This is a genomic window from Bordetella genomosp. 9 (assembly GCF_002261425.1).
In the GTDB taxonomy this organism is placed as follows: domain Bacteria; phylum Pseudomonadota; class Gammaproteobacteria; order Burkholderiales; family Burkholderiaceae_B; genus Bordetella_C.
Genome location: NZ_NEVJ01000002.1, coordinates 55,698 through 67,129 on the forward strand (window position 1 = coordinate 55,698; position 11,432 = coordinate 67,129).

Sequence of the window (11,432 nt, forward strand, 5' to 3'; positions counted from 1 at the left end):
GCAGGCCCGTTCGGGATCCCGGACGGCCGTCGGGGCGTAGCGCAGCCTGGTAGCGCATCTGCTTTGGGAGCAGAGGGTCGCGAGTTCGAATCCCGCCGCCCCGACCATTGAAATCAAAGGGTTAGCTGATGTCTTCGGCTAGCCCTTTGTTGTTTTCGGGGCTGGGTCTCCGTCATGGCGATGCCCTCCTTCGGTGAACGACGACAGGGGGTTCATGCCTTTCATCGCCCCTCAACCGCTGCGTTGCGCAGTATTGGAGCGAGTGATATAAAACCTGCGCGGCACGCTGTTCCTGCGTGTCATTTAGAAGAAATTCAGATGCCAGAGATAGACCTCGAGCAGCAGCTCCGAGAATATCAAGCACATTTTGCGCTCACCGCTCCTTCCGGCCGGCCGGCTCTGTACCAGGCCAAGATAGATGAATTGCGGTCGGAATTTGCGTTCCAATCCGCGCTCAAGGTTGGCGATCGTGTGCCGGACTTCACGCTGTCGAACGCCCGGGGATCCGCCGTTTCCGTGGCTTCCGCGCTGGCGCGAGGTTCCGCCATCGTCACGTTCTATCGTGGTGGCTGGTGTCCCTACTGCAACTTGCAGCTGCGGGCGTACCAGGCCTTCTTGCCCCAGTTCGAAGCGCTTGGCGCAAGCCTCATGGCGATTTCGCCGCAGATGCCGGACGGTTCGATTTCGACGGCGGAGCGCAATGCTTTGGCTTTCGAGGTCCTGAGCGATCCTGGCAATGAAGTTGCAAGGCAATTCGGACTCGTCTACACCCTGCCGCAAGAATTGCGTGACGCCTTGAAGTCGAACGGCAAGGCCTTGCCGCCCATCAATGGCGACGACAGCTGGGAGTTACCGGTTCCTGCCACCTACGTCGTTGCGCAAAGCGGCGAGATTGCGTTGGCGTTTGTCGACGTGGACTACCGACGCAGATTGGCGCCGGAACGCATCCTGGACGTTCTCCATATTCTGGCCAACAAGCAGGCGCCCGAGCCGTGATCCGCTTCCATTTTCATCCGACGCCGGACCCCGCGGGAGCCGCACTTCGCCTTGAATGCCTGCATCCTTGAGTAGAGAGCCAACATGGAACTGAAAAACAAACGTGTCTTGGTGACCGGTGGTTCGAGCGGGATCGGTTTGGCACTGGCGCACGCGCTTGGCGCGGCCGGCGCTGCCGTGTTCATGACCGGTCGGCGTGAGAAAACACTCAACGACGCACTGGCCAGCCTTCCCGGCGCGGCGGGAACTTGTGCCGATGTGGCGACCCCGGAAGGGCGCGCGAAGACGCTGGATGCGGCCATGGCCAGCCTGGGCGGCCTGGACATCTTGATCAACAATGCCGGCGGTGTCCGGGCTGGGCGACTGGAAAACATGTCTGAAGCAGACATCGAGGCCATGGTCACCGTGGACCTGCTGGCGCCTATCTTGTTGGTCCGCTTGGCCATGCCCGCGCTGCGGGCGAGTGGCGACGCGATGGTCGTGAACGTTTCATCGGGCATTGCCCTGGTTGGCGCGCCCTTCTATGCGACCTATGCCGCTGTGAAAGCGGGTCTGGCGCATTTTGGCGAGTCGCTGAGACGGGAACTCAAGGGCGAAGGTATACACGTCCTGACCGCCTATCCGGGTGGAACGGATACGCCCATGATGAAAACGAACCGCGCCGGTCCGGAATTGGGTTTCTCGCGCGAGCCGGCCTCCGCTGTTGCTCAAGCGATCGTGGCTGGCATGGAATCGAATGCTTTCGAAGTCATCCGGGGCGGCGAGGCCCGGGCCGAGATGATTGCACTGAACCGTGAAGATCCTGCGGCGGTCGATGCCAGGTTCCTCTCCCGCAAGGCGGCGCTGGAGGACGCAGTGAGAGACCACAACGCGTTATGAACGCGCGGATCGCGCGGGCGCGGGAATAACGGGCATTAAAGCCAGGTTGGCTCGATCGGTTTTCGTTGCGGGCCGTGGCCTCTTGATCCCTACATCAGTTTGGCAAGTTCGGTGACTGGCAACCCCACTTGCCGCGCAAGGTCCTTCCTGGACAACTTGCCGCTTGCCAGGAGAAGCTTGGCATTCTCTTGTCTCAAGGTTTTGAGCAGCTCCTGGGGCGGCACGCCGAAGTGCTGCTTGAATCTGCGCTGAAACGTCCGGCGTGACATATTGCACCGATCGGCCATGTCATCCACGGTCCATGGCGCGGCCAGGCTCTTTTCCATGCTGCCGATCAGATCCCGGAATGGCGCGCTGGCACGGTCCTGCACGCGCAGGGTCTGGCTGTACTGCCGCTGGTCGCCGCTTCGCCTCAAATAGACCACCAGGCGCCGGGCAACGCGCTGGGCAAGCGCGATGCCGCAATCGTGTTCGATCAGTGTCAGCGCCAGATCGATACCGGCAGTGACGCCGGCGGTCGTCCAGTATTTTCCGCTTTCGCAAAAGATACGTTCATCGACAACGTCCAGGTGCGGAAACGCCTGGCGAAGCCGGTCGGCGTTGCGCCAATGCGTCGTGACGGGCCGTCCGTCCAGAAAGCCGGCTGAGGCGAGTAGGAATGCACCGGTGCAGACGCTGCAGGTTCGAGCAGTGCTCAGGTCGCACGCGCGCAGCCATTGCAGGATGGCAGGATCCTGAGCGGCGCGATGCACACCGTCCCCGCCAGGGACGATCAGCGTGTGCAAGCGAAAGTCGATCGCCGCGTCCAGGGTGTGGTCGACCAGCAGGCGTAAGCCTCCGTCAGTGCTTTGCGCGGGAGTTTCGGGGCCAAAGCTGGACAGGTGATAGCGCTGGTATCCGAGTTCATCGTTGGCGGTCGTGAAGGCCTGCCAGGGACCGCTCAGGTCTATCGGTTGAAAGCCGGGGAAAACGAGAAAGCCAATGTGAAGTGGCGCAATTCCCTCTGCTTTTGGCGCATGTTCATTCACGAAGACCTCTACCTTGGAGACTTTCAAGGGGATTCTGTATGCAAGTCAATTTTCTGCTCTTTTCCGCGGTCACTCAACTCGATTTGACGGGTCCGTACGAGGTTCTGGCTCGTGCGCCAGGCTTCGAGATCGATCTGGTCTCGCCATCGATGGAGCCGGTCCGATCCGACCGCGGCTTGACCCTGCTACCCACCGCGACGTTCGATACGGCCAAGCCCTGCGACCTGTTGGTCGTTCCCGGTGGGCCGGGGACTGACGACGCCTTGGTAGACCCCCGCTGGGTGGATTTCACTGCCCGCCAGGCCGCGCAGGCCAGGTTCGTCTTCGGCATTTGCACCGGATCGCTTCTGTTGGGCGCAGCCGGATTGCTTCGTGGACGGCGCGCCGCATGCCATTGGCAGGCACGAGAGTTCCTGAGTGAATTCGGCGCCATTCCTGATGAATCCCGCATGTGCGCGGACGGCAACATCTTCACGTCGGGCGGTGTGACTTCCGGCATCGATATGGCCATCAAAGTGGTCGCCATCCTGCTCGGCGACGACGCCGCGCGGCAAATCCAACTGCAGATCGAATACGATCCGGAGCCGCCATTCGCCGGCGGCACGCCGCGCACGTCTCCCGACCATATCGTCCAGCGCTGCCTGGATGCCACCCGCAAGCGTCACGCTATTCGCGCACAAGCCGTCGCCCAGGCCGCGCGGGCGCTGGACGCGTAAAGCGACGACGGAGCGCATCATGAAATTGTTGAAGAGAGGACTCGCCGCAGCGCTTACGTTCTTTGTCCTTGCGTCAGGCGCCGCGCATGCGGCTTTTCCGGATCATCCGATCACGCTGATCGTGCCGTACGCCGCGGGTGGCCCGATGGACCGGCTTGCGCGTCAGCTCGCCGCCAAGCTCGTTCCCCAGCTTCACCAGCCGATCGTCGTCCTCAACCGGGGTGGCGCGGGCGGCAACATCGGCGCGGTGACCGCCAAGCACGCCGCGCCGGATGGGTACACGCTATTCCTCGATCACATCCATATGGCGACGGCACCATCGCTCGAGCGCAAGCTGGACTTCAAGCCGCTGGAAGACTTTACCCCTCTGGGCATTTTCGTCGAGTCTCCGCTGGTCCTGATAGCCCGGCCTGGGATTCCCGCCGACAACAAGGACGACTTCCTGCGTTGGTTGGCGAGTCAAGCCCAGGTCAGCATGGCCAACGCAGGAACAGGCTCGGCCTCGTTCCTGTGCGGTTCGCTATTGCAGTCCGGGCTGAGAAAACATATCACCATGGTTCCGTATCGGGGAACGGGGCCGGCGATGATCGACCTGCTTAGCGGCCAGGTCGATCTCATGTGCGATTTGACCGCCAATGCCATTCCTCAAATCCAGGCGGGAAAGGTCGAGGCGATCGCCGTTACTGTTTCGCAGCCGCTGATTGGCACTGCCTTGGCAACCACGCCGACGATGCGGGATTTCGGCATCCCCATTGCACCATTGACGGTCTGGTATGGACTTTACGCTCCGGCCAAGGCCCCCGATCCTGTAGTCCGGAAAATTTCAGAGGCACTCCAGAACGTGGTGCGGGACCCTGAATTCCAAAAGGAACAGGCGGACGCGGGTCTTAAGGTCATCAAGGATGAACGGCTCACCCCGGAAGGTCACCGGGATTTCCTTCAGGCAGAAATCAAGAGGTGGGGCTCCGTGATCCAGGAGCCTGGCAATTGATCCGAGATCGCTTTACCTGAGCACCAGCCTGTACTGAGGGCTGCAATTTTTCGATTTTCAAGGAAAGTGCTGATCGATTCCTGCGATTTTTCAGAAATGCGGGGTGACGCAATATGTGCGTACGCCACGGCCTTGTGGCCTACCCATCGAGTTTCTGCCTCGCCAGGCAAGGAGATCATCATGTCCGCCTTCCATCCCTTTATCCGTAAAGCCTTGATCGCGGCTCCCCTGGCCGCGGTGGCACCCGCTTCGATAGCCGCATTGGGCATGCCCGCGGGGGCGGCTCCCATCAAGCCCATCCAGGTCCAGCACCAGGCGCGTGAGAAGGCTTACGGCAAGCTGGAAACCGTGGCGATCTTTCACGATGCCATGCCGACCGGCGTGACGGTGACGGAAACGGGCCGCATCTTCGTCAATTTCCCGCGCTGGGGCGATGACGTGCCCTTCACCGTGGGCGAGGTGCGCGGCGGCAAGGTGGTTGCCTATCCGGATGCCGCCGTGAATCGCGGCGACGCGGGATCGCCGGGCAGCCAGTTCATCAGCGTGCAGAGCGTGGTGGCGGACGGCCGCAATCATCTCTGGGTGCTGGATACGGCCGCGCCGAAGTTCGGGCCGCCGGAGGCGGGCGGCGCCAAGCTGGTGGCCGTCGACCTGGGCACCAACAAGATCGTGAAGACCATCATTTTCCCGCCGAACGTGATGCGGCCGCAGACTTACGTCAATGACGTGCGCTTCGACTTCCGGGTCGGCAAGGCGGGCGTGGCGTACGTGACGGATTCGTCGTTGAGCGGCACGGGCGGCATTATCATCGTCGACCTGGATAGCGGCACGGCGGTGCGGCGCCTGACCGGCGATCGGTCGACCTCCGCCGATCCCGCTTTCGTGGCGGTCGTGGAAGGCGAAACGCTGATCGGGCGCAACCCGGACGGCACCACGTCGCCGTTCACGGTGGCATCCGATGGCATCGCGCTGTCGCCGGATGGCAAGACGCTGTACTTCTCGCCCCTGTCCAGCCGCCATCTGTATTCGGTGCCGACCGATATCCTGCGCGACCCGAATGCCAGCGACGCGCAGGTGGCCGCCGCCGTCAAGGACCTGGGCGAGAAGGGCGCTTCCGATGGCCTGGAAGCGGACGCGAACGGCGCGGTCTATGCCGGCGACTACGAGCGCAACTCGATACGCAAACTGCGTCCCGGCGGCCAATGGGAAACGATCGCGCACGATCCGCGCATCCTGTGGCCGGACACCATGTCGATCGGTCCCGACGGTTACCTGTACTTCACCGTCAACCAGTTGCATCGGCAGCCCGGTTTTCACGCGGGCAAGGACTTGCGGCAGAAGCCCTACAGCCTGTTCCGCATCCGCATCGACAGCGCGCCGGCGCCGACGCATTGACGCGGTTCAGAATGTCGTGAACAGACTGCGCATGACGACAGGCGCGTCGGTGAAGTTCTTCACATCGTCCATCACCTGCTGCGTTTTCGGGCTGGCAAGCGCGTCATGGACGCCTTGTTCCGAGGAAAAGGTATACACGCCTATCGATTTCCATTCGCCGTTTTCGGCGTATGGGAAGTATGCCTCCGCCGACTGGAGTCCATGCTCCGCCCAGCATGACTTTGCCAGCTTGAAGTGTTCATTGGCGTAATAGTCGCGGTCGAACCTTACGTTGGCGTCGCCAGCGCAAACAACGATCATCTTCGTCATGTTTTCTTCCATCATTTGTCCGAGGGCCCGTGTGGGCGTGTGTGGCCATTCAGGCGCTTATGCCGCCGTCGACAAGAATGCCCGAACCGGTGATGTAGGCGGCGTCGGGTCCCGCGAGGAAGGCGACGGCCTGGGCGACTTCCCGAGGCTTGCCGTAGCGGGCAATGGACAGGCTGGGAAGGACGGCAGCCGCGATAGGGCCGTCCGCGGGATTCATGTCGGTGTCGATGGGACCCGGGCGGACCAGATTGACGGTGATGTCCCTGGGGCCCAGTTCACGGGCGAGACCTCGCGTGAAGCTTTCCATCGCGGATTTGGTGGCTGCGTAGACCGCTATGCCGGCGAACGGGACGGACAAGCCCGCATTGCTGCCTATGGTGATGATGCGGCCGCCATTCGGAATGTGTTTCAGCGCGGCCTGCGTGGCGATGAAAACGCCGCGCACGTTCACGTCCAGCTGCAGGTTGATCTCCTCCAGCGTATGTTCGGAGAAAGGGCCCGCGATCAGGACGCCGGCATTGTTGACCAGGATATCGATGCCGCCGAGTTCGGCGACGGTCCGTTCGACTGCGGTCCGCGCGGCTTCCGGGCTGGCCGCATCGGCCTGGATGGCGGCTGCCTTGCGGCCTTGGGCACGAATCTCGGCGGCGACGCCCGCGGCCTTGTCGGCCGATTTTTCGAAGGTGATGGCGACGTCGGCGCCGTCTTCGGCGAGCTTGAGCGCGATGGCCGCGCCTATGCCACGGGCCGCGCCGGTAACCAGCGCGCGTTTGCCGGCGAGACGAAGAATGGGGGTGTTCATGCGATATCCCTGATCCGGACATTTATATATCAATCGGTATATAAATACTATCGCCCGTGGGGTTGATCTGCAAGAACTTTATGGAATAATCAGTACAGAATTGGACCGTACGAGGATTCGACATGAAATTTGATCGAACTGCGCCGCCCGCCCGCAGGGCCGGACGGCTGGCTCCGTCAGGCGGGGGTGGCAATGAATGATCCGAAACACAAAGTGCGGTCCGCGGGCGGTGACGGTTTGCGTCTCGTCGGGATCGGCGTGATCGTCATCGCGGCCGCGGGCGCTTTCGCCTACACGGCCGGCTGGCTGAGCCCCACGCGCATCACCCCGGAGAAAGTCGTCGATTCACTGGCGCCTCCCGGCGGACCGGTGAAAGGCTATCGTCGGAATCACGCCAAAGGCATCTGCTTTACCGGCACCTTCGAAGCCAATGGGGCAGGCGCCGATCTGTCGCGCGCGTCGGTATTCAAGGCGGGTGCCTACCCGGTCACGGGGCGGTTCAATCTGGCCGGTCCGATTCCGACCATGGCGGATGGCACCGGGCGGGTGCGCGGGCTCAGCTTGCGGATTCAGCCGCCCGACGGGCAGGAATGGCGCACCGCCATGCTCGACGCGCCGATTTTCCCGGTCGCGACGCCAGAGGACTTCTATGCACTGCAACTGGCCTCCGCGGACAAGGAAAATCCCGCCGCCATGAAGCAGTTCGCCGCCACGCATCCTTCGCTGGGGGCTTTCGGCGCGTGGGCGCACAGCGCGCCGTTTACCGAGTCATACGCCGAGGATCGCTACAACAGCCTGAACAGTTTCGTGCTGACCGATGCGAAAGGCGAAAACAGGGCGGTGCGCTGGTCGTTCGTGCCGGCTGCCACCGCGGTGCCCATCCCGCCCGAAGAGTTGGCCAAGCGCGACCCCGACTTCCTGTCCAAGGAAATCGTCGGACGCGTCGCGTCCGGCGCGCAGAAGTGGGCCTTGGTGCTGACGATCGCCGACAAGGGCGATCCGACCGCTGATCCGACCCAGGCCTGGCCGGACAGCCGCCGCAAGGTCGACGTCGGTACGCTGGTGGTGAGCCGGATCGAAGCCGAGGCGGACGGCCCATGCCGCGACATCAACTTCGATCCCACCGTGTTGCCCACCGGCATGAGTACATCGGACGACCGCTTTCCCGCCGCCCGTTCGGCGGCCTATGCCGTGTCCTATGACCGCCGCACCAGCGAGTCTTCGAGCTATCCGCGTGTGCCTGCCCAGGAGAAACCATGAAAGGCGCCTGTCCGACCTTCACGCCTTTGCAGCGTGCGTTGCATTGGCTCATGGCGATCGCCATCCTGGCCATGTTGTTCATCGGCGTGGGGATGATGTCCACCATCGAGCCCGTATATCTGGTGCTGGTGAATATCCATAAGCCGCTGGGGATCGCGATTCTCGTGTTGGCCGTGCTGCGGCTGATCGTGCGGTGGCGCAAGGGCGCCCCGCCGTTGCCGGCGGGTATGCCGGAGCCGATGAAGCTCGCGGCGCGGCTGTCGCACGTCGCCTTCTATGTGCTGATGATCGCGATGCCGCTGCTGGGGTGGTCCATGCTTTCCGCGGCCGACTATCCGGTGATCGTGGCGGGGGTGCGATTGCCCTCCATCGTGCCCCCCAACGCCGAATTGCATAGCGTGCTCTGGTCGGCGCACCGGGCGCTGGCGTTCTGCTTTTTCGCGCTGATCCTGCTGCACCTTGCCGCCGCGCTTTTTCACGCGTGGATCAGGCGCGACGGCGTGTTCGAGGCGATGGCTCCCGTCCGCCGCCGGCGGATATGAAACGCGTGCAGCCCACGGCTGCCTCCACGGCCAGCGGCGCCGTGGAGACGCTTAGCCAGGTGCGGATTCGACCAGGATGCGCCTTGCGCAGCGCATGACTTCTTCCACGAGCGCCTGGACGGCAGGGTGGTCCCGTTCGCCTTTCCTATAGGCCAGCAGGATGCGCCGTTGGATCTCCGGACGCAGGCGCACGGCCTTGACGCCCGGCAGGGGGCGGCTGAGCCGCAGGCCGGAAGCCAGCGAGACGGAGCACCCGGCCGCCACCATCGCGGCGACCAGTTCGAATCCGGCGCAGTGGGCGTTGATGTGAGGTTCGAAGCCGGCGCGCCGGCATAGCCCGGCGACGAAATCGCCGAAGGAGCTGTTGGAAGAGTCCAGCGCCCACGACGCGTCCTTGAGGTCCGACATGCGCAAGGACGTGCGCCGCGCCAAGGGATGCTTGGCGGGCAACATCACGTGCAAGGCGTCCGATGCCAGCGGAACCAGTTCATAGGCATGATGGCGGACGCCCGGGTGCACCGCGAGATCGTCGATGACGGCGACGTCGGTATGCCAGGCGGTCAAGGCAGCCAATCCTTCGCGCGCCTCCATTTCGCTGACGATCACCTTCAGCCGTGGATGGCGGGCTTGCAGGGACCGCAGGGCGCCGGCCAGCACCGCCACCGAGATCGAGGAAAAGGCCGCCACGCGCAATTCGCCGGCAATGTCGGTGCGCAACTGCGCCAGTTCGGACCTGGCCTCGTCGAGCACCGACATGAGTCGTTCGGCGTGCCGCACCAGCGCGTGGCCGGCCGCGGTGAGCGCCACGCCGCGGCCGCGCCGTTCGGTGAGTTTCGTGTCCAGGTCTCGCTCGAGCTGCGCGAGCTGCTGGGATATGGCGGACGGGGTCAGATGCAGGGCCTGCGCCGCCGCGGCCATCGTGCCGCAACGCGCGAGTTCGCGCAGGGTGAGCAGGCGATTCATGTCCATCCTGGGACTCCAGCATCCTTGGTTCGACAATTTTTCTAATGGTACGCGTAAATTTATATAAGTAGACATGTCGATACGCTCTTCCTACCATGGGCGTGGCATCTCATGCTTCCCGGCGGCGTTGCGTCGCCCGTCTTTGGCGCACATCCATGGCAATCAGCGTTTTCGACCTGTTCAAGATCGGCATCGGACCGTCCAGTTCCCATACCGTGGGACCGATGCGCGCGGCCAGGCGCTTCTGTCGCGCGTTGGTGGATCATGGGCAGATGCACGAGGTCGCGAGGGTGCAGGTCTCGCTGTATGGATCGCTGGGCGCGACGGGCAAGGGGCACGGAAGCGACAAGGCCGTGCTGCTGGGTCTGGCCGGCCATCGGCCCGACACCGTCGATGTCGACCGGGTGCCGGACATCCTGCAGGGCATACGCGAGGCGGGCGCGATTCGGCTGGGCGGCGATCACGCAGTCGCCTTCGACGAGAAGCGTGACATCCTGTTCTTCCGGCGCGCCTTGCCTTTCCATGCGAACGGCATGACCTGCGCCGCCTTCGACGCGGGTGGCCGGCTGCTGCGCGAGGCGACCTACTACTCAGTGGGCGGCGGCTTCATCGTGAGCGACTCGCTGGCGGCCGATGGCGAACGGCAGCGGGTCATCGCGCCCGATGCGACCGTGCTGCCCTTGCCTTTCCATCATGCGGACGATCTGCTGCGGCTGACGCGCGAACTTGGCATCAGCATCGCCCAGGTGATGCGGTGCAACGAACGGCACTGGCGGACCGACGACGAGATCGACACCGGGCTGCTGGACATCTGGCGGGTCATGCAGGCATGCGTGCAGCGGGGCTGCCGCACGGAAGGCGTGCTGCCCGGCGGTTTCAAGGTAAAGCGCCGCGCCGCCGACTGGGCGCGGCGCCTCGGACCGGTAGGCGACGATGGGGACGATCCGCTGCGCCTGCTGGACCGGGTCAATCTCTGGGCACTGGCGGTCAACGAAGAAAATGCCGCGGGCGGTCGCGTGGTGACGGCGCCGACCAATGGCGCGGCCGGCATCATTCCGGCGGTGCTGCATTACTACGCGTTTGCGGTTCGGGGCGCCACCGAACAGGGCATCGTCGATTTCCTGCTCACGGCGGGTGCCATCGGCATCCTCTACAAGGAGAATGCGTCGATCAGCGGGGCGGAAGTCGGTTGCCAGGGCGAAGTGGGCGTGGCGTGTTCCATGGCGGCCGGCGCGCTGTGCGCGGTGATGGGCGGTACGCCGGCCCAGGTCGAGAATGCCGCCGAAATCGGGATGGAGCATCACCTGGGCCTGACCTGCGATCCGGTGGGAGGCCTGGTGCAGATCCCCTGCATCGAGCGGAACGCGATTGCCTCCGTCAAGGCGATCAATGCCGCGCGCATGGCCCTGCATGGCGACGGCTCGCACTACGTCAGCCTGGACAAGGTGATCAAGACCATGCGCGAGACCGGCGCCGACATGCACATGAAATACAAGGAAACGGCCCGAGGCGGCCTGGCGGTGAATATTGTCGAGTGCTGAGATCCGCCTG

12 protein-coding genes and 1 tRNA gene are annotated in these 11,432 nt (G+C 63.7%); 9 read left to right on the forward strand and 4 right to left on the reverse strand.

What is annotated here, in order from left to right; genetic code table 11:
• Positions 1-30: 30 nt before the first annotated feature.
• The 3 genes from CAL26_RS06200 to CAL26_RS06210 all read left to right on the forward strand — a co-directional run bounded on the left by CAL26_RS06200 (position 31) and on the right by CAL26_RS06210 (position 1,875).
• Positions 31-107, forward strand: a tRNA-Pro gene (locus tag CAL26_RS06200).
• 211 nt (positions 108-318) lie between these two features.
• Positions 319-996 carry a peroxiredoxin-like family protein gene (locus CAL26_RS06205; protein ID WP_094846086.1) on the forward strand — a complete coding sequence of 226 codons (678 nt, stop codon included), beginning with the start codon at positions 319-321 and terminating at the stop codon, positions 994-996.
• An 84-nt stretch (positions 997-1,080) separates the two neighbouring features.
• The gene (locus CAL26_RS06210; protein ID WP_094846087.1) at positions 1,081-1,875 is read left to right on the forward strand and encodes an SDR family NAD(P)-dependent oxidoreductase; all 795 of its coding nucleotides are present in this window, start codon (positions 1,081-1,083) and stop codon (positions 1,873-1,875) included.
• A gap of 89 nt (positions 1,876-1,964) precedes the next feature.
• On the opposite strand, the gene CAL26_RS06215 is transcribed toward CAL26_RS06210, so the two are convergent.
• Positions 1,965-2,930 carry a GlxA family transcriptional regulator gene (locus CAL26_RS06215; RefSeq protein WP_306437090.1) on the reverse strand — a complete coding sequence of 322 codons (966 nt, stop codon included), beginning with the start codon at positions 2,928-2,930 and terminating at the stop codon, positions 1,965-1,967.
• A gap of 11 nt (positions 2,931-2,941) precedes the next feature.
• Between CAL26_RS06215 and CAL26_RS06220 the strand changes: the two genes are divergently transcribed.
• From CAL26_RS06220 to CAL26_RS06230, 3 genes are all read left to right on the forward strand, one after another.
• Positions 2,942-3,619 (forward strand): DJ-1/PfpI family protein, encoded by a 678-nt coding sequence (locus CAL26_RS06220; protein ID WP_094846088.1) that lies wholly within the window; start codon positions 2,942-2,944, stop codon positions 3,617-3,619.
• Positions 3,620-3,638: 19 nt separating this feature from the next.
• The gene (locus CAL26_RS06225; RefSeq protein WP_094846089.1) at positions 3,639-4,610 is read left to right on the forward strand and encodes a tripartite tricarboxylate transporter substrate-binding protein; all 972 of its coding nucleotides are present in this window, start codon (positions 3,639-3,641) and stop codon (positions 4,608-4,610) included.
• Between the two features lie 180 nt (positions 4,611-4,790).
• On the forward strand, positions 4,791-6,005 hold the full coding sequence (locus tag CAL26_RS06230; RefSeq protein ID WP_094846090.1) for an L-dopachrome tautomerase-related protein: 1,215 nt from the start codon (positions 4,791-4,793) through the stop codon (positions 6,003-6,005).
• Positions 6,006-6,011: 6 nt separating this feature from the next.
• On the opposite strand, the gene CAL26_RS06235 is transcribed toward CAL26_RS06230, so the two are convergent.
• Positions 6,012-6,314, reverse strand: a complete 303-nt coding sequence (locus tag CAL26_RS06235) for an EthD family reductase (protein ID WP_094846947.1) — start codon at positions 6,312-6,314, stop codon at positions 6,012-6,014.
• A gap of 49 nt (positions 6,315-6,363) precedes the next feature.
• Positions 6,364-7,104 (reverse strand): SDR family oxidoreductase, encoded by a 741-nt coding sequence (locus tag CAL26_RS06240; RefSeq protein WP_218831530.1) that lies wholly within the window; start codon positions 7,102-7,104, stop codon positions 6,364-6,366.
• A 141-nt stretch (positions 7,105-7,245) separates the two neighbouring features.
• Here CAL26_RS06240 and CAL26_RS06245 point away from each other — a divergent pair, with 141 nt between their 5' ends.
• Together CAL26_RS06245 and CAL26_RS06250 are read left to right on the forward strand one after the other, a co-directional pair.
• Positions 7,246-8,376 carry a catalase family peroxidase gene (locus tag CAL26_RS06245; RefSeq protein ID WP_373454457.1) on the forward strand — a complete coding sequence of 377 codons (1,131 nt, stop codon included), beginning with the start codon at positions 7,246-7,248 and terminating at the stop codon, positions 8,374-8,376.
• Entirely contained in the window at positions 8,373-8,918 is a 546-nt protein-coding gene (locus tag CAL26_RS06250; RefSeq protein WP_094846093.1) for a cytochrome b, read from the forward strand. Before CAL26_RS06245 ends, CAL26_RS06250 begins: the two co-directional genes overlap by 4 nt.
• A 51-nt stretch (positions 8,919-8,969) precedes the next feature.
• On the opposite strand, the gene CAL26_RS06255 is transcribed toward CAL26_RS06250, so the two are convergent.
• Positions 8,970-9,887 carry a LysR family transcriptional regulator gene (locus CAL26_RS06255; protein ID WP_094846094.1) on the reverse strand — a complete coding sequence of 306 codons (918 nt, stop codon included), beginning with the start codon at positions 9,885-9,887 and terminating at the stop codon, positions 8,970-8,972.
• Positions 9,888-10,036: 149 nt separating this feature from the next.
• Between CAL26_RS06255 and CAL26_RS06260 the strand changes: the two genes are divergently transcribed.
• On the forward strand, positions 10,037-11,422 hold the full coding sequence (locus CAL26_RS06260) for an L-serine ammonia-lyase (RefSeq protein ID WP_094846095.1): 1,386 nt from the start codon (positions 10,037-10,039) through the stop codon (positions 11,420-11,422).
• Positions 11,423-11,432: the final 10 nt, after the last annotated feature.